Source organism: Allofranklinella schreckenbergeri (assembly GCF_003703475.1).
Classification (GTDB): Bacteria; Pseudomonadota; Gammaproteobacteria; order Burkholderiales; family Burkholderiaceae_C; genus Lampropedia; species Lampropedia schreckenbergeri.
Genome location: NZ_RDQM01000006.1, coordinates 119406 through 141499, shown reverse-complemented (window position 1 = coordinate 141499; position 22094 = coordinate 119406). Strand labels below are relative to the sequence as shown.

At 64.8% G+C, this 22094-nt stretch carries 18 protein-coding genes; 14 read left to right on the top strand and 4 right to left on the bottom strand.

Translation table 11 applies throughout. From position 1 onward, the window contains the following. Positions 1-31: 31 nt before the first annotated feature. The 12 genes from scpA to uvrB all read left to right on the top strand — a co-directional run bounded on the left by scpA (position 32) and on the right by uvrB (position 13467). Positions 32-2182 carry a methylmalonyl-CoA mutase gene (gene scpA, locus EBQ26_RS06230; RefSeq protein WP_122238149.1) on the top strand — a complete coding sequence of 717 codons (2151 nt, stop codon included), beginning with the start codon at positions 32-34 and terminating at the stop codon, positions 2180-2182. Between the two features lie 56 nt (positions 2183-2238). After that, entirely contained in the window at positions 2239-2610 is a 372-nt protein-coding gene (locus EBQ26_RS06225; RefSeq protein WP_122238148.1) for a hypothetical protein, read from the top strand. Next, the gene (locus tag EBQ26_RS06220) at positions 2607-3023 is read left to right on the top strand and encodes a PIN domain-containing protein (RefSeq protein ID WP_122238147.1); all 417 of its coding nucleotides are present in this window, start codon (positions 2607-2609) and stop codon (positions 3021-3023) included. Before EBQ26_RS06225 ends, EBQ26_RS06220 begins: the two co-directional genes overlap by 4 nt. 11 nt (positions 3024-3034) lie before the next feature. After that, positions 3035-4063 (top strand): methylmalonyl Co-A mutase-associated GTPase MeaB, encoded by a 1029-nt coding sequence (meaB, locus tag EBQ26_RS06215; RefSeq protein ID WP_122238146.1) that lies wholly within the window; start codon positions 3035-3037, stop codon positions 4061-4063. Positions 4064-4234: 171 nt separating this feature from the next. Beyond that, positions 4235-5767 (top strand): acyl-CoA carboxylase subunit beta, encoded by a 1533-nt coding sequence (locus EBQ26_RS06210; RefSeq protein ID WP_122238145.1) that lies wholly within the window; start codon positions 4235-4237, stop codon positions 5765-5767. 18 nt (positions 5768-5785) lie between these two features. Continuing rightward, the gene (locus EBQ26_RS06205) at positions 5786-6079 is read left to right on the top strand and encodes a helix-hairpin-helix domain-containing protein (RefSeq protein ID WP_122238144.1); all 294 of its coding nucleotides are present in this window, start codon (positions 5786-5788) and stop codon (positions 6077-6079) included. 156 nt (positions 6080-6235) lie between these two features. Next, on the top strand, positions 6236-8293 hold the full coding sequence (gene accC, locus EBQ26_RS06200; RefSeq protein ID WP_122238143.1) for an acetyl-CoA carboxylase biotin carboxylase subunit: 2058 nt from the start codon (positions 6236-6238) through the stop codon (positions 8291-8293). Between the two features lie 163 nt (positions 8294-8456). Next, complete coding sequence (gene bioB, locus EBQ26_RS06195; RefSeq protein WP_122238142.1) at positions 8457-9617, top strand: biotin synthase BioB; 1161 nt, start codon at positions 8457-8459, stop codon at positions 9615-9617. A gap of 23 nt (positions 9618-9640) precedes the next feature. Then, positions 9641-10111, top strand: a complete 471-nt coding sequence (locus EBQ26_RS06190) for a VOC family protein (RefSeq protein WP_238944184.1) — start codon at positions 9641-9643, stop codon at positions 10109-10111. A gap of 163 nt (positions 10112-10274) precedes the next feature. Next, a complete protein-coding gene (locus tag EBQ26_RS13150; protein ID WP_275265346.1) occupies positions 10275-11096 on the top strand; it encodes a tetratricopeptide repeat protein in 822 nt (273 codons plus the stop codon). 13 nt (positions 11097-11109) lie between these two features. Continuing rightward, positions 11110-11391, top strand: coding sequence for a DUF6364 family protein (locus EBQ26_RS06180; RefSeq protein WP_122238140.1), 282 nt, complete (start codon positions 11110-11112; stop codon positions 11389-11391). Between the two features lie 18 nt (positions 11392-11409). Next, the gene (gene uvrB / locus EBQ26_RS06175; protein WP_122238139.1) at positions 11410-13467 is read left to right on the top strand and encodes an excinuclease ABC subunit UvrB; all 2058 of its coding nucleotides are present in this window, start codon (positions 11410-11412) and stop codon (positions 13465-13467) included. 214 nt (positions 13468-13681) lie between these two features. On the opposite strand, the gene EBQ26_RS06170 is transcribed toward uvrB, so the two are convergent. From EBQ26_RS06170 to EBQ26_RS06155, 4 genes are read right to left on the bottom strand one after another with little or no spacing between them, the layout of a single operon-like run. Continuing rightward, on the bottom strand, positions 13682-15763 hold the full coding sequence (locus EBQ26_RS06170; protein WP_122238138.1) for a TonB-dependent receptor: 2082 nt from the start codon (positions 15761-15763) through the stop codon (positions 13682-13684). 3 nt (positions 15764-15766) lie between these two features. Further along, complete coding sequence (locus tag EBQ26_RS06165; protein WP_122238137.1) at positions 15767-17602, bottom strand: ABC transporter ATP-binding protein; 1836 nt, start codon at positions 17600-17602, stop codon at positions 15767-15769. Further along, entirely contained in the window at positions 17599-19398 is a 1800-nt protein-coding gene (locus EBQ26_RS06160; protein ID WP_238944183.1) for an ABC transporter ATP-binding protein, read from the bottom strand. The genes EBQ26_RS06165 and EBQ26_RS06160 overlap by 4 nt, the downstream gene beginning before the upstream one ends. After that, positions 19395-20687 (bottom strand): MFS transporter, encoded by a 1293-nt coding sequence (locus EBQ26_RS06155; protein ID WP_238944182.1) that lies wholly within the window; start codon positions 20685-20687, stop codon positions 19395-19397. Before EBQ26_RS06155 ends, EBQ26_RS06160 begins: the two co-directional genes overlap by 4 nt. On the opposite strand from EBQ26_RS06155, the gene EBQ26_RS12905 reads away from it, so the two are divergent. After that, positions 20686-20979 (top strand): hypothetical protein, encoded by a 294-nt coding sequence (locus EBQ26_RS12905; protein ID WP_238944181.1) that lies wholly within the window; start codon positions 20686-20688, stop codon positions 20977-20979. The genes EBQ26_RS06155 and EBQ26_RS12905 overlap by 2 nt on opposite strands. Beyond that, on the top strand, positions 20937-21893 hold the full coding sequence (locus EBQ26_RS06150) for a helix-turn-helix transcriptional regulator (protein WP_238944180.1): 957 nt from the start codon (positions 20937-20939) through the stop codon (positions 21891-21893). Before EBQ26_RS12905 ends, EBQ26_RS06150 begins: the two co-directional genes overlap by 43 nt. Positions 21894-22094: the final 201 nt, after the last annotated feature.

Sequence of the window (22094 nt, the reverse complement as noted above, 5' to 3'; positions counted from 1 at the left end):
AACAGAAATAAACCAACCTTTGGGATCGCTTATGACCACACCCGAATTCAAGCAATACAGCATGGCCGACTGGGAAAAGGCGGCCAACAAAACATCTCCTGAAGGTGATTGGCAGAACCTGAACTGGCACACACCCGATGGCATCGTCGTCAAGCCCCTGTACACGGCTGAGGACACCAAGGACTTGCCCTACACGAACACACTGCCGGGGCTGGAGCCGTTCATCCGCGGGCCGCAGGCCACCATGTACGCTGGCCGCCCCTGGACGATCCGCCAGTACGCGGGCTTTTCCACTGCGGAAGAATCCAACGCCTTCTACAAAAAGGCGCTGGCCGCAGGCGGTCAAGGCGTTTCCGTGGCGTTCGACTTGGCCACGCACCGCGGCTACGATTCCGACCACCCGCGCGTGACGGGCGACGTGGGCAAGGCCGGTGTGGCCATCGATTCGGTTGAGGACATGAAAATCCTGTTCGACGGCATTCCGCTGGACAAGGTGTCCGTCTCCATGACCATGAACGGTGCGGTGTTGCCGATTCTGGCTGGCTACGTGGTGGCGGCCGAGGAGCAAGGCGTTTCGCAGGACAAGCTGGCGGGCACGATCCAGAACGACATCCTCAAAGAATTCATGGTGCGCAACACCTACATCTACCCGCCCAAGCCATCGATGCGCATCATCGGCGACATCATCGAGTACACGGCGCAGAACATGCCCAAGTTCAACTCGATCTCCATCTCCGGCTATCACATCCAAGAGGCGGGCGCCAACCAGTCGCTGGAGCTGGCCTTCACGCTGGCCGACGGCAAGGAATACGTGAAGACCGCGCTGGCCAAGGGCATGGACGTGGACGCCTTTGCCGGCCGCCTATCCTTCTTCTGGGCGGTGGGCATGAACTTCTACCTGGAAATTGCCAAGATGCGCGCCGCGCGCCTGCTGTGGTGCCGCATCATGAAGGAGTTCAACCCCAAGAACCCCAAGAGCCTGATGCTGCGCACGCACAGCCAGACCTCGGGCTGGTCGCTGACCGAGCAAGACCCCTACAACAACGTGGTGCGCACCACCATCGAAGCCATGGCGGCCGTCTTCGGCGGCACACAAAGCCTGCACACCAACGCGCTGGACGAAGCCATCGCCCTGCCCACGGAATTCTCCGCCCGCATTGCGCGCAACACCCAGCTCATCATCCAGGAAGAGACGCACATCACCAGCGTGGTCGATCCCTGGGCGGGCAGCTACCTGATGGAAAAGCTCACCCAAGACATGGCCGATGCCGCCTGGGCCATCATTGAAGAAGTCGAGCAAATGGGCGGCATGACGCAAGCGGTCGATTCCGGCTGGGCCAAGCTCAAGATCGAAGCCGCCGCCGCTGAAAAACAAGCGCGCATCGACAGCGGCAAGGACGTAATCGTTGGCGTCAATAAATACAAGCTGGCCAAGGAAGACCCGGTCGAAATCCTGGAAATCGACAACATGAAAGTGCGCAATGGCCAGATCGCGCGGCTGAAAAAAATCCGCGAAACCCGCGACAGCGCCGCCGTGCAGGCCGCGTTGGATGCGCTGACTGCCGCGGCCGAGAGCGGCCAAGGCAACTTGCTGGATTTGTCCATCAAAGCCATCCGCCTGCGCGCCACGGTGGGCGAAGTTTCTGATGCGCTGGAAAAAGTCTTTGGGCGCCACCGCGCCGATACGCAAAAGGTCACAGGTGTGTACGCTGCCGCTTACGACTCGGCCGAGGGCTGGGACAAACTCAAGCAGGAAATCAACCAATTTGCCGAAGAACAAGGCCGCCGCCCGCGCGTGATGATTGCCAAGCTCGGCCAGGACGGGCACGACCGCGGCGCCAAAGTGGTGGCGACCGCCTATGCCGACCTGGGCTACGACGTGGACATGGGCCCGCTGTTCCAGACGCCCGAGGAATGCGCTCGCCAAGCCATTGAGAACGACGTGCATGCCGTGGGCATCTCCACCCTGGCCGCAGGCCACAAAACCCTGGTGCCCGCCATCATTGCCGAGCTGAAAAAGCAAGGCGCAGACGACATCATCGTCTTCGTCGGCGGCGTGATTCCGGCGCAGGACTACGACTTCCTCTACGAGGCGGGCGTCAAGGGCATCTACGGCCCGGGCACCCCCATCCCGGCCAGCGCCAAGGATGTGCTGGAGCAGATCAGGAAGGCCGTGGCCTGAAGGCCAGAGCGCTTTGTCGGTTGACACGGCATTTCAATCCATTGGGGAGGTACACCATGGCCGTATCCGTTCACATGGAGCCGCTGCTGGAAAAAGAGCTGGAGCTGGCCGCGCAACGCAAAGGCATCACCAAGTCGCAATTCATCATCGACGCGGTGGAGCGCGCGCTGGGGCGCAAAAACCCTTACCAGCTCTTGCTGAAGATCGAAGCAGAGTCTGCGCAAGACCCGCAAATGCAAAGAATTGCACAGGCTTTTTCAGCGGCATCTGCGGTGGATGCAGGCGCGCCGACCAGTGATGCAGACCGTTTGCGCGCGCTATTGCAAGCCCGGCACGACGCTGCCCAACACGATTGGGAGGCCTTCCAGCAAGCCCGCCGTGAAGGCAAGCCTTGGCAAGCCGATGGGCAAGAGCAGGCAGCGCCATGAATGTGGTGTTGATCGATACGGGGGCACTGGTGGCCTTGTACGCCCCCGAGTCCTACGCGCACCGCCATTACACCGGTTTGCTGGCAGATGCCGGCAGCGACTGGCGTCTTTGCAGCACCTGGCCTTGCGTGGTAGAGGCTTGCCATTTTTTGCGCCCCGATAGGCGCTGGCGCATGCTGCGTTGGGTAGCTGAAGGCGGGGTGGCCGTTTTCCCCATGGATGCAGCCCAACTGCCGCAGTTGCTGCTAGCCATGCAACGCTATACCGAGCTGCCCCGAACCGATATGGATTTCGCTGACGCTTCGCTGGTTGACTTGGCGGCGCAGACGGGTGTCAACCGTATCATGCCCCTGGATGTGCGCGACTTCTCGCGCTACCGCCTGCCCGATGGCCGGGCATTCGAGATTTTGTGAGGCAGCACCGCATGACCCTCCCTTTGTTGGACCACATCCTGCACGGCAACGCCGCGCAGCAACGCCGCGCCATGGCCAAAGCCATCACGCTGCTGGAATCCACCCGCGCCGACCACCGCGCGCAGGGCGATGAGCTGCTCACGCAACTGCTGCCGCATACCGGCAAAGCCTTGCGCCTGGGCATCAGCGGCGTGCCTGGCGTGGGTAAATCCACCTTCATCGAGGCCCTGGGCATTTACCTGATCGAACAAGGCCACCGCGTGGCGGTGCTCAGCATCGACCCCTCCTCCAGTGTCTCGGGCGGCTCCATCCTGGGCGACAAAACGCGCATGGAAAAGCTCTCCGTCAACGAGCGCGCCTACATCCGCCCCAGCCCCAGCGGCGGCAACCTGGGCGGCGTGGCGGAAAAAACCCGCGAGGCCATGCTGGTGTGCGAGGCTGCGGGCTACGACGTGGTGATTGTGGAAACCGTCGGCGTGGGCCAAAGCGAAACCGCCGCCTGGGGCATGACCGACATGTTCGTGCTGCTGCAACTGCCCAACGCGGGCGACGATTTGCAAGCCATCAAAAAAGGCGTGATGGAAATGGCCGACCTGGTGGTCATCAACAAAGCCGATATCGACCCCAAAGCCGCCACGCGCGCGCAGGCGCAAATCACCTCCTCGCTGCGCCTTTTGGGCATGCACGGCACGGCCGAGCAGCACGATGGGCGGCACTGGTCGCCCAGCGTCATCCAAATCAGCGCCTTGCTGGGCCAGGGCGTGGAAAATTTTTGGGCCGAAGTGCGCCAATACCGCCAGTTGCAGACCGACAATGGCGAGCTGCCCCTGCGCCGCCAGCGCCAGAACATGGCCTGGATGTGGGAGCGCATCGACGCCGGCCTCAAACTCGCCTTCCGCCAGCACGAAGCCGTGCGCCAGCGCCTGCCGCAATTGCAGCAGCAAGTGCTGGGCGGCCAGTTGGCCGCCTCCACCGCCGCGCGCCAACTGCTCGATGCCTATGGCGCGGCGGCGGCGCTTTCCGCGCCCGGCAGCACGTGAAGCCGCCACAACGCCCAAACACCCAAATTACAAATCAAGGAAAAACGAATTTATACCCAATATGCCGAAACATATTATTTTCTTTTCCTTTTGATTTGTAAAATATTGCGGAAAGCGCCCCATCGCCCGCGCACGCCGCGCCCACCCATTTGATTGATCCGAAGGAAGACCATGCAAGACATCGTTGAAAAACTCCGAGAAAAACGCGCCCAGGCCCGTCTGGGCGGCGGGCAAAAGCGCATCGACGCGCAGCACGCCAAAGGCAAACTCACCGCGCGCGAGCGCATCGAGCTGCTGCTCGATGAAGGCACGTTTGAAGAATGGGACATGTTCGTCGAGCACCGCTGTGCCGACTTCGGCATGCAGGACACCAAAATCCCCGGCGACGGCGTCGTCACCGGCTACGGCATGATCAACGGCCGCCTGGTGTTCGTCTTCAGCCAGGACTTCACCGTCTTCGGCGGCGCGCTCTCCGAAGCCCATGCCGAGAAAATCGTCAAGATCATGCAGCAGGCCATGAAGGTCGGCGCCCCCGTCATCGGCCTGAACGACTCGGGCGGCGCGCGCATCCAGGAAGGCGTGGCCTCGCTGGGCGGCTATGCCGATGTGTTCCAGCAAAACGTGCTGGCCTCGGGCGTCGTGCCGCAAATCAGCGTCATCATGGGCCCCTGCGCAGGCGGCGCGGTGTATTCGCCGGCCATGACCGACTTCATCTTCATGGTCAAGGATTCGAGCTACATGTTCGTCACCGGCCCAGATGTGGTCAAAACCGTCACCCACGAAGAAGTCACCGCCGAAGAGCTTGGCGGCGCGCTCACCCACAGCAGCAAGAGCGGCGTGGCCGACATGGCCTTCGAGAACGACGTCGAAGCCCTGATGATGGTGCGCCGGCTCTACAACTACCTGCCGCTGTCCAACCGCGAAAAACCGCCCGTGCGCCCCACCAGCGACCCGGCCGACCGCATGGACTACAGCCTCGACACCCTGGTGCCCGCCAACCCCAACCTGCCCTACGACATCAAGGAGCTCATCCTCAAAGTCGTGGACAACGACGACTTCTTCGAGCTGCAACCGGACTACGCCAAGAACATCGTCATTGGCCTGGCGCGCATGAACGGCCAGACCGTGGGCATCGTCGCCAACCAGCCGCTGGTGCTGGCCGGCTGCCTGGACATCAAGAGCAGCATTAAGGCCGGGCGCTTCGTGCGCTTTTGCGACGCCTTCAACATCCCCATCGTCACCTTTGTGGACGTGCCCGGCTTCATGCCCGGCACCGCACAGGAATACGGCGGCATCATCAAGCACGGCGCCAAGCTGCTTTTTGCCTACGCCGAGGCCACCGTGCCCAAGATCACCGTCATCACCCGCAAAGCCTATGGCGGCGCCTACGACGTGATGGCCTCCAAGCACCTGCGCGGCGACGTCAACCTGGCCTGGCCCAACGCCGAAATCGCCGTCATGGGCGCCAAGGGCGCGGTGGAAATCATCTTCCGCCAGGACAAGAACGACCCGGAAAAACTCGCCGCCCGCGAAGCCGAATACAAAGCCCGCTTTGCCAACCCCTTTGTTGCAGGCGCGCGCGGCTTCATCGACGACGTCATCCAGCCGCACGAAACCCGCAAGCGCATTTGCCGCAGCCTGACCATGCTCAAGGACAAGCAGTTGGAAAACCCCTGGCGCAAGCACGACAACATTCCGCTGTAATTGCGGTCGCTTTTGCCCATGCCCAAAGCGCTCTGTGCCGAAACTGCCGTGAGGTTGACCGACATCCCCAATGTCGGTGCCTCAACGGCTGCGGATCTGTGCAGCATCGGTATCGATACGCCCGACGCGGTGCGCCGCATGGATCCACTGCTTGCCTACCGCGCTTTGCGCACGCCTGCCGGTCAGCTCCATGACCCTTGTGTGTTCGATATCTTCATGGCCGCGCATGCATTCATGAATGGCGGCCCAGCACAACACTGGAGTGCGTTCACAGCACAGCGCAAGGCGCTGTTGGCGCAGGCTTCAGACTGAATCGCAAGAGATATTCAAGGAAATTCACCATGTTCAAAAAAATCCTCATCGCCAACTGCGGCGAAAACACCGTTTCGCCAAATGGCCTGCTGCGCGCAGCGCAGGCAGGCGATTTCGCCGCTCCCACGCAGGTGATTAGCTGAAAGGGTCTTTGCCATGTTCAAAAAAATCCTCATCGCCAACCGCGGCGAAATCGCCTGCCGCGTCATTGCCACGGCCCAGAAAATGGGCATTGCCACCGTGGCCGTGTATTCCGACGCCGACAAGGAGGCGCGCTTTGTGCAAATGGCCGACGAGGCCGTGCGCCTGGGGCCGCCGCCTTCGCGCGAGTCCTACCTGCTGGGCGACAAGATCATCGAGGTGGCCAAGGCCACGGGGGCTGAGGCCATCCACCCCGGCTATGGCTTCTTGAGCGAGAACGAGGAGTTCGCGCGCAAGGTGGAGGAAAACGGCATCGCCTTCATCGGCCCCAAATACGAGGCCATTGCCGCCATGGGTGACAAGATCGCCTCCAAGAAGCTGGCCAACGAGGCCAAGGTCAACACCATCCCCGGCTACAACGATCCGATCGACACTGCCGAGCAGGCCGTGGAAATCGCCAAGGGCATTGGCTACCCCGTGATGATCAAGGCCAGCGCGGGCGGCGGCGGCAAGGGCTTGCGCGTGGCCTTCAACGACAAGGAGGCGCTGGAGGGCTTCGAGTCCTGCCGCAACGAGGCGCGCAATTCCTTTGGCGACGACCGCGTGTTCATCGAGAAATTCGTCGAGCAGCCGCGCCACATCGAAATCCAGGTGCTGGGCGATGCGCACGGCAACGTGGTCTATCTGCACGAGCGCGAATGCTCCATCCAGCGCCGCCACCAGAAGGTGATCGAGGAAGCGCCCTCGCCCTTCATCAGCGCCGAAACCCGCAAGGCCATGGGCGAGCAGGCCGTGGCGCTGGCCAAGGCGGTGAAGTACCAAAGCGCGGGCACGGTGGAATTCGTGGTGGGCAAGAACCAGGACTTCTACTTCCTGGAGATGAACACCCGCCTGCAGGTGGAGCACCCGGTGACCGAGTGCATCACCGGGCTGGACTTGGTGGAGCAAATGATCCGCATCGCCGCCGGTGAAAAACTCGCCTTCACCCAAGCCGATGTGAAGCTGGAGGGCTGGGCCATCGAGTGCCGCATCAACGCCGAAGACCCCTTCCGCGGCTTTCTGCCCAGCACGGGCCGTCTGGTGCGCTTTGTGCCGCCGGAGCAAAACCTGTTTCAGGGCCAGGCCAGCACCGACTTGGGCGTGCGCGTGGATACGGGCGTGTACGAAGGCGGCGAAATCCCGATGTACTACGACTCCATGATCGCCAAGCTCATCGTGCACGGCAAAGACCGCGCGGACGCCATCGCCCGCATGCGCGAGGCGCTCAACGGCTTCGTCATCCGCGGCATCAACAGCAACATCCCCTTCCAGGCGGCGCTGCTCTCGCACCCCGATTTCGTCTCGGGCAACTTCAACACCGGCTTTATCGCCCAGCACTACCCCGAGGGCTTTCACGCCGAGGATGTGCACCATGACGAGCCTGAATTCCTGCAAGCGCTGGCGGCGTGGACGACCGTGCGCTTTCGCGACCGCGCCAGCCGCATCTCCGGCCAATTCGCCGGGCAGGAAGTGCGCGTGGGCAAGGAATTTGTCGTCATCGAACTCGATGCGCGCCAGGGCCAGCACATCTACACCGATGCGCTGATCGAGCAATACGCGCACGAAGATGGCGACAAAGCCGTGGTCGTCGTCAATGGCAAGCGCTACACGCTGCAAGCGCAAACCCCCATGGGGCACCAAATCGCGGTGCAAGGCACCGTCAACGGCCAGCCCTTCACGGCGCAGATCGAGCGCGGCGTGGGCAAAAACCCGCTGGCGCTGCGCATCAATCACAACGGCCGCCAGATCGAGACTTTGGTGCTCTCGGCGCGCCGTGCCGAGCTGTTTCGCATCATGCCGTTCAAGGCGCCGCCCGATCTCTCCAAATACCTGCTCTCGCCCATGCCGGGCCTGCTGGTCAAGGTCGAGGTCGAGCCGGGGCAAAAGGTGCAGGCCGGCGAGCGCTTGGCCGTGATCGAAGCCATGAAGATGGAAAACGTGCTGTTTGCCGCGCAGGACGGCGTGGTCAGCAAAATCGCCGCCGCCAAGGGCGAATCGCTGGCCGTCGATCAAGTCATTCTTGAATTTGAATAAGCCGCCCCGCCCATAGCGCCAGCCGCAGGCCAACCGCCTGCGGCTGCTTGTGTTTTATGAATCAAAATAAAAATCACTCTATACACATCATGCCGAAACAAGGGCATTTTGTTTCTTTTTGATTTGTAAAATAAACCAGACACCCCGTTGGAGAGCCTCATCCATGTACACAGAAGACGCCACCGCCGCCGATGCCTCGGCCAGCCTGGGCAGCAGCCAGCCGCTGGTCTTTCACAAACCCGCCCAACCGCGCCCGGCCCCGAGCAAGCCCCAACGCTGGAGTGTGGAGGCCATCCAGCAACTGCTGGATTTGCCTTTCATGGACTTGCTCTACCAGGCCCAGACCGTGCACCGCCAGCACTGGCCCCAGGGCGATGTGGAGCTGGCCACGCTGCTCTCCGTCAAAACCGGCGGTTGCCCCGAGAACTGCGGCTACTGCCCGCAATCGGCCGAGTACGACACCGGCGTGAAAGCGCAAAAACTCCTGAGCGTGGATGAAGTCACCGCCGCCGCCCAGGCCGCCAAGGACGCAGGCGCCACCCGCTTTTGCATGGGCGCAGCCTGGCGCGCGCCCAAAGACCGCGACATCGAAAAAGTCGTCGAACTCATTGCCGCCGTCAAGGGCCTGGGCATGGAAACCTGCGCCACCATGGGCATGCTCCAGCCCCACCAGGCCAAAGCCCTGCGCGCCGCCGGGCTGGACTACTACAACCACAACCTCGACACCGCGCCCGAGTACTACCAAACCGTGGTCGATACCCGCAACTACCAGGACCGCCTCGACACCCTGCAAGCCGTGCGCGATGCAGGCATCAGCGTCTGCTGCGGCGGCATCATCGGCATGGGCGAAGCGCCCGTGCACCGCGCCGGGCTGATCGCGCAGCTCGCCAACCTCGACCCGTATCCCGAATCCGTGCCCATCAACAGCCTGGTGCCCGTGCCCGGCACGCCGCTGGCCGATTCCGACCCCGTCGATCCGCTGGACTTCGTGCGCATCATCGCCGTGGCCCGCATCACCATGCCCAAAGCGCGCGTGCGCCTCTCCGCAGGCCGCCAGCAACTGGGCGAAGCCGTGCAAGCCCTGTGCTTTCTGGCCGGGGCCAACTCCATCTTCTACGGCGACAAATTGCTCGTCACCGGCAACCCCGAGGCCAGCGACGACGCCCGCCTGCTCGCCAAACTCGGCATCAACGGCCGCCACACCCAGGTGCAACCCGAACACGGCCACTCACACGCCCACCCCCATGCGCACAGCGCAGGCGGCGGTTGCGGCAGCGGCCAGGGCCAAAACCAAAGCAGCGGCGGCTGTGGCTGCGGCAGCTGACATTTTTCAAGGAGAGACACACCATGAGCATCCAAGCGCGCCCCTTCAAAGTCCTCGGCATCCAGCAAATCGCCATCGGCGGCCTGAGCAAAGACATCCTCAAACGCCTGTGGGTCGATGCCCTCGGGCTGGAAGTCACCGGCAACTTCCGCAGCGAGCGGGAAAACGTCGATGAAGACATCCTCAGCATGGGCCAAGGCCCCTGCAAAGTCGAAGTCGATCTGATGCAACCCATCAACCCCGAAGGCAAACCCGCCGTACACGCCACCCCGCTCAACCACATCGGCCTGTGGGTGGACGACCTGCCCAAAGCCCTCGAGTGGCTGGCCGCCCAGGGCGTGCGCATGGCCCCCGGCGGCATCCGCAAAGGCGCAGCCGGCTACGACATCGCCTTCCTGCACCCCAAAGCCAACGACGAATTCCCCATCGCCGGCGAAGGCGTGCTGATCGAACTGGTGCAAGCCCCGCCGGAAGTGATTGCGGCGTTGGGGTGATGGGCGTTTGCGCCCGGCTTTGTGCGCCTTGATGAGTGCATGGAACATTTCCCGTCATGCCCGCGAGGGCGGGCACTCCGCAGGCATGACGGCTGCAAGCCGCTCTTGCAAGCAGTGCCTTCATGAAAATCGAAACTGCCCAAGCGAAAGAAAGGAGCCTGCCGTGAACCTGAACCGCATCGCCTGCATCGCCGCGCTGCTGGCAGCCAGTCTGGCCTTTTCGCCCTGGGCGCGGGCTGATGAAGCTGAAGAAATCGCCGCCATTCAGGCCAGGGCGCAGAAAGGCGATGTTCATGCGCAGTACTTCTTGGGGCAGCTCTATGAACAAGGCTTGGGCGTGCGCCAGGACGATGCCCAGGCTGTGCAGTGGTACCGCAAAGCCGCCCAGCAAGGGCATGGAGATGCGCAATTCATCTTGGGGATGATGTACACCAGGGGCGAAAGAGTGCGCCAGGACGATGTCCAGGTTGTGGAGTGGTTTCGAAAAGCCGCGCAGCAAGGGGATGCGGATGCGCAATTCAACCTGGGGGTGAGTTATGCCCAAGGCCAAGGCGTGCGCCAGGACGATGCCCAGGCCGTGGAGTGGTACCGCAAAGCCGCGCAGCAGGGGCTTGCGGAAGCGCAATTGAACCTGGGGATGATGTACGACCAAGGCCGAGGAGTGCGCCAGGACTATGCCCAGGCCGTGGAGTGGTTTCGCAAAGCCGCGCAACAGGGGCATGCGGAAGCGCAATTCAACCTGGGGGTGAGTTATGCCCAAGGCCAAGGCGTGCGCCAAGACTATGCCCAGGCCGTGGAGTGGTTTCGCAAAGCCGCGCAGCAGGGGTTGGCAAATGCGCAATACAACCTGGGGGTGTCGTACGCCCAAGGCAAAGGCGTCAGACAAAACACTGCCACAGCCAAAGAGTGGTACGGCCAAGCCTGTGACAACGGCGATCAAGATGGCTGCGACGCATACGCCCGCCTGAACAAGGCAGGTTTTTGAACAAACCACATCCATGCAAACCCAACTCACCCTCTGGTTGGATACCGAGCTTCTCCGCCAGGTCGAGGCTTATGCCGAGCGCGAGGGCCAATCCGTTGCGGCGCTGGTGGAGGACTATTTCGCCCAGCTGGCGCAGCTTCCCGCGCCCGGGGCCTCGTCTGCCTCGCTGGATACGCCTGCCAAGCCCGTCGCGCCTGTCACGGCCCGCCTTCTGGGTGCGCTGCACGACGGTCTGCAAGAGGACGGAAAAAGCGCCTGGCGCCAGCATGTGCAGCAAAAACATGGCCGAAACTGAAAGCCTTTTCTGAACCCCATGTCCTCCCCCGCCACTCCGGCCCAAGGCCAATTCGTCACCTTCCCCGATTCCCCCTTCCAGCTTTTCCAGCCCTACCCGCCTGCGGGCGACCAGCCCACGGCGATTGCCGGGCTGGTGGAGGGGGTGCAGGATGGCGAGGTGTTCCAGACCTTGCTGGGCGTGACCGGCTCGGGCAAGACCTTCACCATGGCCAACGTGATTGCGCGGCTGGGGCGGCCGGCCATCGTGTTCGCGCCCAACAAAACGCTGGCGGCGCAGCTCTACAGCGAGTTCCGCGAGTTCTTCCCCAAAAACGCGGTGGAGTACTTCGTCAGCTACTACGACTATTACCAGCCCGAAGCCTACGTGCCGCAGCGCGATTTGTTCATCGAGAAAGACTCCGCCATCAACGACCAGATCGAGCAAATGCGCCTCTCGGCCACCAAAAGCGTGCTGGAGCGGCGCGACGTGGTGATCGTGGCCACCGTCAGCGCCATCTACGGCATTGGCGCGCCCGAGGATTACATGCAGATGCGGCTGATTCTGCGCGGCGGCGGCCTGGCCAACCAGCGCGACTTGATTGCGCAACTGGTGCGCATGCAGTACCGGCGCAGCGACATGGATTTTGCGCGCGGCACCTTTCGCGTGCGCGGCGACACCATCGACGTGTTCCCGTCGGAAAACTCCGAGCTGGCGCTGCGCATTGAGCTGTTCGATGACGAGGTGGAGGCGCTGCACTTGTTCGACCCGCTCACCGGCCGCGTGGTGCAGAAAGTGCCGCGCTTCGTGCTCTACCCCACCAGCCACTACGCCACGCCGCGCGAGAAGGTGCTGGCCGCGGTGGAGGCCATCAAGATTGAGCTAAGCGAGCGCCTGGAGCAGCTTTACGAGATGGGCAAGCTGGTCGAAGCCCAGCGGCTGGAGCAGCGCACGCGCTTTGACCTGGAAATGCTCGCCGAAGTGGGCCACTGCAAAGGCATCGAGAACTACAGCCGCCACCTCTCGGGCGCGCAGCCTGGCGAGCCGCCGCCCACGCTCACCGACTACCTGCCCGCCGATGCGGTGATGTTTCTGGACGAGAGCCACCAGATGATCGGCCAGCTCAACGCCATGTACAACGGCGACCGCTCGCGCAAGCAAACCCTGGTCGATTACGGCTTTCGCCTGCCCAGCGCGCTGGACAACCGGCCGCTGAAGTTCGCCGAATTCGAGCAGCGCATGCGCCAGGTCGTGTTCGTCTCGGCCACGCCCGCGGCCTATGAGCAAGAGCACGCCAGCAAAGTCGTCGAGCAAATCGTGCGCCCCACTGGCCTGCTGGACCCCGAGGTGCAGGTGCGCCCTGCCACCACCCAAGTCGATGATGTATTGCAGGAAATCCGCCTGCGCACCGAGCAGGGCGATCGCGTGCTCATCACCACGCTGACCAAACGCATGGCCGAGCAGCTCACCGACTACCTGACGGAAAACGGCGTCAAGGTGCGCTATCTGCACAGCGATGTGGACACGGTCGAGCGCGTGGAAATCATCCGCGACTTGCGCCTGGGCACGTTTGACGTGCTGGTGGGCATCAACCTGCTGCGCGAGGGGCTGGACATCCCCGAAGTCTCGCTGGTGGCCATTCTGGATGCCGACAAGGAAGGCTTTTTGCGCGCCGAGCGCAGCCTGATCCAGACCATTGGCCGCGCCGCCCGCAACGCGCGCGGCAAAGCCATTTTGTACGCCGACCGCATCACCGACTCCATGAAAAAAGCCATTCAGGAGACCGCGCGGCGGCGCGAAAAGCAAATGGCCCACAACCAGGCCCACGGCATCACCCCGCGCACCATCCGCAAGGATGTGCGCGATTTGATCGACGGCGTTTACAGCGAAAAAGCCCGCGAGCAGCAGCAAACCCAGGCCGAGCACGCCGCCTACGCGGGCGAACTGCTGGAGATGAGCGAGAAAGAAGCCGCGCGCGAAATCAAACGGCTGGAGAAAAAAATGCTGGAGCACGCCCGCAATCTGGAGTTCGAGCAAGCCGCCGCGCTGCGCGACAAGCTGCACCAGCTCAAGCAACGGCTGTTTGGCGCAGGATGAATTGCAGATAAATTACAAATCAAAAGTAAAACAAATTACCATGTTTCGGCAATTACGTATTGAAATGATTTTTACTATTGATTTGTTAATAGAGGCTTCATGCCTCACTGCACCCCCATTTTGATCCGACTCTCCCAACCCCATGGGCGGCCCAAAACACGGGCGGCTTGGCGACATCCTTTTCAGCCGCTGCCAGGCCGCGTTTTTTCTCTTTTCAATACGCCCAGGTCACCGTCAGCCCCAGGCTTCTGCCCGGCGCCACTTGCGCAAAGCTGCCCAGCGGGCCGTAGGCAAAGCCATAGCTGCGGTAGCGTTTGTCCGTCAGGTTGTGCGCGTAAAGGCTCAGCTCCAGTTGGGGCGATGGGCTCCAGGCCAGTGCGGCGTCCACCAAGGTGTAGGCCTTTTGCTTGAGCGCATTGGCGCTGTCGAAATAGTGCGCGCCGGTGTGGCGCAGGCGCAGTTGCGGGCGCAGCGTGGTCTGGCCCAGTGGCACGCGGCCCGTGGCGCTCAGGCTCAGACCGTGGCTGGGGGTGAAGGGGACGCGGTTGCGCCCGCAGCCTTGGCAACTGCTGGCGCTGTAGCGCCGAAAGCGCGCCTGGTTGACGAAGCCCGAGGCCGCCAGCGTCCATGCCGGGCTGGCGCGCCACTGGGCCGATAGTTCCAGACCGCTGGAGCGGGTATCGCCGACGTTTTTCAGGGTTTGGTAGCCCATCTGGCTGTCGCCGTAGAGCTGGGCGTCGCGCGTGGCGATGCGGTAGAGCGCCAGCGTCAGGTTCAGGTGGTCGGTGCTGTAGCGCGCGCCCGCTTCGATGTTGGTGGAGCGCTCGCGGCCAAAGCCTTCGGCATCGGCCAGGCTGGTGGGTGCGAGGTTGTAGCCCGCTGGTTTGTAGCCTTGCGCCAGGTTGAGGTAGCCGCGCCAGGCGCTGCTGAACTGGTAGCCCGCGGCCAGATGGCCCAAGGTGGTGTGCTCGTGCGTGCGGCGCTGGCCTGCGACGGGGCTGCCCATCATGTGCCCATCAAAACGGGTGCGGGCGCTGTCGCGCGAGAGGCGCAGCCCGCCGGTCACGTCCAGCTTTTGGCTGAGGCGCCAGGTGATGTCGCCGTAGGCGGCCAGGGTTTCGCTGCGGTTGTGCGAGTGGCTGTGCAGCATGGGGCTGTGTGCGGGCAAAACCAGGTCGATGGTGTAGTCGCGCTGCTGGCGCACGTCCTGCCGGTACAGGCCGAATACGCCATCCCAGCGCCGCGCAACGCCAGCCCGGGTGGCCAGGCGCAGTTCCTGCACGTTTTGCCGCCAGTGCTCGGGCTGCCAGGAATATTGCATGGCAAAGGGAAATTGCCGCGCATCCAGGTGCAGCCGCTGCGTGCTGGCAATGGCGCTGAGTTGCCAGTCCTGCCACTGGTACTGGCCTGAGCCGGTGAGGCTGTTGGTGCAGCGCTGCTGGCGCACTTCGCGCCAGGCTTCGGGCAGGCCGGGCATGGTATAGGCGGTGCGTGCGTCGATGGCGTCGAAAGGGGTGTAAACGTCTTGCTGGCCGCGCATGCAGTCGCGCGCGGCGGCAAGGCCCAGCTCCCAGGGGGCAGCGGCGGGCGCCAGCCGCAGCTTGAGCCGACCGGCGCGCGAGCGCGAGCCGCCCAGATCAGAGCCGAGTACGTCGCTGTGCAAAGGGCCGCTCGTGCGCTGGCTGGACAGCGAGGCGGCGCCGTAGAGCAGATCGCGCACCAGCGGGCCGGAGATGTTGGCCTGCGCCTGGTGCCCGCGGTGGCTGGCCACGCCAGCGCGCAGCAGCGCCTGCGCGCTGTTGTCCGGCTGGCGCGTGACGATGTTGAGCACGCCGCCCTGGGCGCTTTTGCCGTAGAGCGTGCCTTGCGGGCCTTTGAGCAGTTCCACCTGCTCGACGTCCAGCAGAGATTGCAGCGCGGCGGTGGGCACCTGCGGCACGCCATCGACGTACACCGTCAGCGCCGGGTTGTAAAAATCCTGCGCCGAGGTCACGCCGCGCAGCGTGATTTGCGGATAGAGCTGGCTGCCGCTGTAGGCCATTTGCAGCTCGGGGAACACGCGCCCCAGTTCCTGCGTGCTGGCCACCTGGGCATCCTCCAGCGCCCAACGGCTGGCGACGTTGGCGGCGCCGTTGAGTTGTTCCAGCTCGGCGTCGCGCTTGCTGGCCGAGACGACGACGGCGGGCAGCGTGATTGCATCGCGCTCTGGTTGCGCGTTGTCGCCCGCTTGCGCGGCATACGCTGGCAGCAGCGCCAGGCTGAGGCAGCACAGGGCAAAAGGTGGATGAAGGCGCATGGTTCAGTCTCCTGTCGGTGAGGGGGTATGGGGGGATTGGCCGGATTGGCGGGATTCGGGCGCGCGGTGGGCGCTCCAGTGCTTGGCGCTTTCGCTGGCGCGCCACATGCGGGCGTAGCGCCCGTTGCCCGCGAGCAATTGCGCATGCCGGCCGCGCTCGGTGATGCGGCCGTCGTCCAGCACCAGAATCTGGTCGGCAGCGGCGATGGTGCTGAGGCGGTGGGCGATCACGATCACGGTGCGGCTGCGCACCAGCGCGTCGATGGCGGCCTGGACGGCGATTTCGCTTTCGGTATCCAGCGCGGCGGTGGGTTCGTCGAGGATGACGATGGGCGCGTCCTTGAGCATGGCGCGGGCAATGCTGATGCGCTGGCGTTCGCCGCCCGAGAGCCGCGCGCCGATCTCGCCCACGCGGGTGTCATAGCCTTGCGGCAGTCGGCTGATGAACTCGTGGCAGCAGGCCGCTTGCGCCGCAGCGCGCACCTGCGCGTCGCTCGCCTCGGGCCTGGCCATGCGGATGTTGGCCAGGATGCTGTCGTCAAACAGATACACCTCCTGGAACACCACGGAAATCATCCCGTTGAGCTGCTCTGGCGTCAGGGCGCGCAGATCGGCGCCGCCGATGGTGATGCGCCCGGCCTGTGGATCGGCATGGCGCAGCAGCAGGCGCGCCAGCGTGCTTTTGCCGCTGCCCGAGGGGCCAACCAGCGCGGTCAGGCTGCGCTCTGGCAATTGGGCGCTGATGCCGTGCAAGGTCTGCGCGCTGGCATTGGCATAGCGAAAGTCCACGTTTTCGATGGCGATGGCAAAGCCTTGCGGCTGGGCCGCTGGCGTGGCCTGTGGCAGCGGGGCGATGCGCAGCAGGGCGTCGATCTTGCCCAGCGCCGCTTCAATCAGGTCGATGACCTTGGCGTACAGCACGAAGCTGGCCAATGGCTCGCCAAAGCGCACGGCCAGCACCATCAGGGCCGCGAGAATGGCGGTATCGAGCGCGCCAGCGGTGACCAGCAGCGCGCCCACGCACACCACCAGCAGCACGGCCAGCTCCATCACGGCGGCCAGCACCAGATTGGGCCTGGCGCCTTTTTGCAGGCCGATGGTTTGCACGGCCTCCAGTTGCGCGATGCTGGCTTGCAGGCGTTGCGCGCCTTCGCCAGTGCAACAGGCCGCGCGCCAGGCGGGCAAGCCCTGGATGTATTCGAGCGCATCGGCGCTGGCGCGAGCGTTGGCCTCGGCCAACATGCGCATGCCGCGCCCGAAGGCCGGCCGCCGCCAGCGGTACAACGGCACGAGCAGCGGAAACACCAACAGCAACAGCAGGCCCATGCGCCAGTCGAAGTACAGCGCGGCCAGGGCCACGACCACAGGGGTCATCAAGGCATTGGCCATCATCTGCGCCACGGTCAGCAGATAGCTGAGGTTTTCATCCACCCCTCCCAGCAGTGCGGCGTGGACTTCGCCCGCGCGGCGGCTTTGCAGCTCTTGCAGTGGGATACGGCGCAGTTGCTCGCCCAGGGCGGTGCGCAGCTCGTGGCTGTTTTGCACCATGTCGCCGCCGTAGTCGAAGGCCATGGCGCGCCAGCGCAACGCCATGCTGGCGATCATGGCCAGCGTCATGGCGACCAACCAGGGCCAGGCGGCACGCCAGTCGGGCGCGGGCATCAGGGCCTGGAACAAGGGCATCAGGCAGGCCAGGGCCAGACCCTGGGTGGCGCTGGCAAGCGCCAGGGCGATCAGACTGGCGCGCAGGCGCGGCGCGCGCGAGCGGGCGCTGTGCATCAGTTGCCGCCAGGTCTGGCGCAAGGGGGTGATGCGAGGGGCGGACGCGGCGCGATTCATGCCTGCTCTCCTTGTCGGCGTGATGCATGGCTTGCCGCATGGCTGCCCGACAAGGCCCAGTCGCGCGCCTGTTCATGGTTGCGCCACAGGCGGGCGTACAGGCCGCCCTGCGCCAGCAGGGTGTCATGGCGGCCTTGCTCGGCCAGCCGCCCTTGCTGGAACACCAGAATCTGATCGGCCGTGCGAATGGTGGGCAGGCGATGCGCCACCATCAGCACGGTTTTGCCGCGCATGAGCTGCGCCAACGCGGCCACTATGGCGGCTTCGTTTTCTGCATCGGCGTAGGCCGTGGCCTCGTCCAGCACCAGAATCGGGCGGTTCTGCAAGATGGCCCGCGCAATGGCGATGCGCTGGCGCTGCCCGCCAGACAGATGCACGCCGCGCTCGCCCGCCTGCGTGTCATAGCCCTGCGGCAAGGCCTCGATGAATGCGTGCGCCTGGGCGCAGCGGGCGGCGGCGATCACCTCCTCCAGCGTGGCGTCTGGCACGCCCAGCCGGATGTTGTTGGCGATGGTGTCGGCCAACAGAAAAACGTCCTGAAACACGAAGCCGACCTGGCGCATCAGCGCATCGGGCTGCATGTGGCGCACGTCCACGCCACCGACCAGAATGCGCCCGGCGCTCACATCCCAGAAACGCGGAATGAGTTGCGCCACGGTGCTTTTGCCCGCGCCCGATGGGCCAACCAGCGCGGTGACGCTACCCGGCGGCGCCCGAAAGCCCACGCCCTGCAAGGCCAGCGGGCCATCGTCGCCGTAGCGGAAATCGACCTGCTCGAACACCACGCTGGCGTCGCGCGGCGTCTGCGCCTGACCCGGCGCGGGCAAGGGCAGCGGCGGCAGTTGCAGGATTTCATGGATGCGCTGGATGCTCATGTGCGTCTTGCCGATCAGATGCCGCAGCGCCATCAGCGGCATCAGCGCCTCGGCCATGCCCGTGCCAATCAGCAGCGCGGCCAGCCAGTGGGCGGCATCGAGCCTGCCTTGCGCCAGCAGCCACGCGCCCAGCCACAGCAGCGCCGCCAGGGTGGGCAAGGGGCTGAGGATGATTTGCGACAGGCGCGACGGCAGGCCCGCCATGCGGTACCAGCGCAGCAGCACGGCGCGGTAGTCCTCCAGGGCGCGCTGGTAGCGCCCAAAGGTGGTCGCGCCGGTGTCGAAGCTGCGCACCACCGGCATGGCCTGCACGTACTCCACCACCGCGCCGGCCACGCGCTCGCCAGCCTCGTGGTAGCGACGCATCATCTGGGCGCTGCCGCGCCAGGCCAGCGCTACGGTGGCCATGCCGATGCCCAGCACGGCCGTGGCGGCCAGCGCCAGCCGCCAATCCAGCGCGTACAGCAGCACGCCGGTCAACAGCGGCGCGGCATAGGCCCGCGCATACAGGGGCGTGGCATCGGCCACGAAAACATGCAGGGCCTTGACGTCCTCCATCAGCACCTTGCTCAGCGCGGCGCTGCCCAGTTGCTGCACCTGGCCCAGCGGCACCTGGGCCAGATGGCCCGCCAGCGTGGTGCGCAGCAACGCCTCCAGGCGAAAGGCCGCGCAGTGCGAGATGTGCGCGGCGCGCAGGCGCAGCGTGAAGGCCAGCGCCGTCAACAGTAGGCAGACCAGCAACGGTTGCCACGGGTACTGCCGGGGCGTTTGCAGCAGGGCGTGCATGGCCCAGGCCAGGGCCGCCATCGCGCCCAGCGCCGTGGCCGAAGCGATGGCGGACCAGGCCATGGCGCGGCGGATGCGGCCTTGCACCGGGCGCATGATGGCCCAGGCACTGGGCCGGGTGGTGTTCTGGCTCATGGCGCGGATCCTGCATTGGCGGTGCTGTCTTGGTTCTGGCGTGCTTGCTGCTTCACCTGATGGCTCACCCGCACCATGGCCAGCGCCGCCAGCAAGGCCGCCAGCGCAAAACAGGCGGCGTAGCCCAGGCGCTGCGACAGCCAGCCGCCCAGCACGCCGCCTGCCAGCGCCAGCAGCGCATCGGCGCTTTGGCACAGCGTGAAATCCACCCCCGGCTGCAAGGGCGATGCCAAGCCCATCAAGGCCGCATACAGCGCCACCCACAGGCAGGCCATGACGGCGAATATCAAGCCGATCAGCGCCACCAAAAACGCTGTGCTGCTCGCCTCATCGGGCCGCGCCGCCAGCGCCAACGCCGCCAGCACGATGGCCTTGCAGCACATCGCCACAGCCACGGCGCGCCAGCCAGGGCAGCGCCGCACCAACAAGCCGCCCACAATCGCGCCGCCCAGGCCTGCGGCCAAGTGCAGCGTGCCGAATACCCAGCCCACCTGCTGCAAGTCCATGCCACGGTCGAGCAACAGCGGCCCGAACATGCCCAGCGACAGGCGCACACCCGCGCTGCACAGCAGCAGCAACGCCAGGCCCGTGCGCAGCTCGGGGCGACGCAGCGCGTGGGCGATGCCGGGGCGGTGCGCCAACGCCTGGCAGGCTGGGCGGGCGGGCTCGCGCAACGTCAGCATGGGCAGGCCCAGCAGCGCCATGAGCGCAGCCGTCAGGCACAGCGCCATCGGCCAGCCCAGCCGGCCTGCGAGCAGCAAGAACCCGCCCGCGCCCAGCATTGCGCCCACGTAACTGCCGCCCACCTGCACGGCATTGCCCCAGCCGCGCCAGCGCGCGCTGAGCTGCTCCACGGCAAAGCCGTCACAGGCCACGTCCGCCGTGGCGGCCACCAGCGCGGCCAGCAGCAGTGCCGCCAGAATCCAGGGCGCGTGCGCACTCAGCGTCAGTGGCAGCAGCAGGCCCGCCAGCCCCAGCGCCGCCAGCACGGCGGCCATCAGCCATTGCCCGGCCAGCACCAGAGGGCGCGAGCGCCGTTGCACTTGCCCGGCAGGCAGACGCCAGCGCTCGATGTGGGGCGCCCAGAAAAAACGCAGCCCCCAGGGCGCCCACAGCAAGGCCGTCAGCCCCGCCACGGTCAGCGAGGCCCCGGCATCGCGCAGCAGTGTGGGCAAGGCCTGCGTGACCAGCCCGGTGACGATGGTTTGCGTGACGTACACCCCGCCAATGGCGGCCAGCACATGCGGCCAGCCTGGCGGGATGCAGTGGGGTGAAGGGGAGGTGCCCATGGGCGAGAGCGGCGGCGGAAAAATGGATAACGGATCGGCCATTGCAAACCGCGGCTGCGCGCATGGCGCGGATAACCTGGATGCCGCGCTGCCATCTGCTCTTGCCGATGCGCCTGCGGGCCGCGCCAAGCCAGGTGGGGAGCGCGCCATACAATCGTTTGCAATTGCATGCGAATGCGTATCATCTTGCGAGCCGTTCGGGCCGATGCGCGGTTTCGGGGCGGAATTTGTCGATTACGGAAAATGCCTATGCACACACGCAATGCACCAGTGCAAGACCCGGCCCGGCTGATGGATAGCGCCTTGGGCGGTGTGCCCCAGGCTTGGCGGCAGGCCATGTGGCTGGAGCGCCCCAACGAGGGCATCAACCTTTGCGGCATGAATGGCCGGCCTGGCGAGGACTGGGCCTTTGAATCCGCCTCGGCGCCCGCGCTGGCCTTGAGCATCCTGCTCGAAGGCCAGATGGAGGCCGCATTCGAGGACGGCGCCGCCTTTGGCCTGGGCGCGGGCCAGGCCTTGCTGATGGCTGCTGGCCAGCACACCCGCGGCTGGAACGTGCTCTCTGGCGCAGGGCCGTTTCGCCTGCTCAATCTGCACTTGAGCCCGCAGGCGCTGCGGGGCCTGACCGGCATGGGCATGCAGGACATGCAGGCCCTGCTGCGCCAGGCCCGCCACGGCATGCGCCACCTCGACGCCTGTGCGACCGTGCTGCCGGTGTTCAGCCAGTTGCAGCGCATCGCCGTGGAGCTGGCGCGCCAGCAGGGCTGCTTGCCCGATTGCAAGGCCAAGAGCGCCTTGCTGTGCGCCAAGGCCGCCGAGGCTCTGGCCGCCGTGCTCCAGCATTGCAGCATTGATCAGGGCCACGCCCAATTGCGGCGCGCTGTGCCGGCCGACCGGCCCCGGCTGCTGCGGGCCAATGCCCTGCTGGAGAGCGCCTGCGAGCAGCCCTGGAGCGTGGCCGCGCTGGCCCAGGCCGTGGGCCTGAACGAGAAGCGCCTGCAAGCGGGTTTTCAGGCTCTATACGCATGCAGCGTGCACGAGCGTCTGACCGCCATCCGGCTGGATCTGGCCCAGAACCTGCTGGCCCAGGGCCACTCCATCGCCCAGACCGCGCAGCGCTGCGGCTTTGCCAGCGCCAGTCATTTCAGCAAGGTCTTCAGCCAGCATCAGGGGCTGCCGCCCAGGCAGTGGCTGAAAGGGCGGTAGGGGCGAGCTGTTTGATGCGCAGTATTTTACAAATCAAAAGTAAAATAAATATCCATTTTTCGGCAATTCTGTATTGAAATTACTTTTACTATTGATTGAATAAAAAGGCGCAGGCGAACTTCACTACAATCGCGCCCCTGCCCTGGGCCAGCGGCCCGGGTTTTGCAACCACATGGGTTCCCTCACCCCATCAATCAAAAA

Excerpts from the sequence above, each read along its gene's own strand:
- EBQ26_RS06225 (WP_122238148.1), top strand. The coding sequence starts at position 2,239 with ATGGCCGTATCCGTTCACATGGAGCCGCTGCTGGAAAAAGAGCTGGAG.
- meaB (WP_122238146.1), top strand. The coding sequence starts at position 3,035 with ATGACCCTCCCTTTGTTGGACCACATCCTGCACGGCAACGCCGCGCAG.
- EBQ26_RS06210 (WP_122238145.1), top strand. The coding sequence starts at position 4,235 with ATGCAAGACATCGTTGAAAAACTCCGAGAAAAACGCGCCCAGGCCCGT.
- accC (WP_122238143.1), top strand. The coding sequence starts at position 6,236 with ATGTTCAAAAAAATCCTCATCGCCAACCGCGGCGAAATCGCCTGCCGC.
- EBQ26_RS06205 (WP_122238144.1), top strand. The coding sequence starts at position 5,786 with ATGCCCAAAGCGCTCTGTGCCGAAACTGCCGTGAGGTTGACCGACATC.
- EBQ26_RS06190 (WP_238944184.1), top strand. The coding sequence starts at position 9,641 with ATGAGCATCCAAGCGCGCCCCTTCAAAGTCCTCGGCATCCAGCAAATC.
- EBQ26_RS06180 (WP_122238140.1), top strand. The coding sequence starts at position 11,110 with ATGCAAACCCAACTCACCCTCTGGTTGGATACCGAGCTTCTCCGCCAG.
- EBQ26_RS06150 (WP_238944180.1), top strand. The coding sequence starts at position 20,937 with ATGCACACACGCAATGCACCAGTGCAAGACCCGGCCCGGCTGATGGAT.
- bioB (WP_122238142.1), top strand. The coding sequence starts at position 8,457 with ATGTACACAGAAGACGCCACCGCCGCCGATGCCTCGGCCAGCCTGGGC.
- scpA (WP_122238149.1), top strand. The coding sequence starts at position 32 with ATGACCACACCCGAATTCAAGCAATACAGCATGGCCGACTGGGAAAAG.
- EBQ26_RS06160 (WP_238944183.1), bottom strand. The coding sequence starts at position 19,398 with ATGAGCCAGAACACCACCCGGCCCAGTGCCTGGGCCATCATGCGCCCG.
- EBQ26_RS06220 (WP_122238147.1), top strand. The coding sequence starts at position 2,607 with ATGAATGTGGTGTTGATCGATACGGGGGCACTGGTGGCCTTGTACGCC.
- EBQ26_RS06155 (WP_238944182.1), bottom strand. The coding sequence starts at position 20,687 with ATGGGCACCTCCCCTTCACCCCACTGCATCCCGCCAGGCTGGCCGCAT.
- EBQ26_RS06165 (WP_122238137.1), bottom strand. The coding sequence starts at position 17,602 with ATGAATCGCGCCGCGTCCGCCCCTCGCATCACCCCCTTGCGCCAGACC.
- uvrB (WP_122238139.1), top strand. The coding sequence starts at position 11,410 with ATGTCCTCCCCCGCCACTCCGGCCCAAGGCCAATTCGTCACCTTCCCC.
- EBQ26_RS12905 (WP_238944181.1), top strand. The coding sequence starts at position 20,686 with ATGGGCGAGAGCGGCGGCGGAAAAATGGATAACGGATCGGCCATTGCA.
- EBQ26_RS06170 (WP_122238138.1), bottom strand. The coding sequence starts at position 15,763 with ATGCGCCTTCATCCACCTTTTGCCCTGTGCTGCCTCAGCCTGGCGCTG.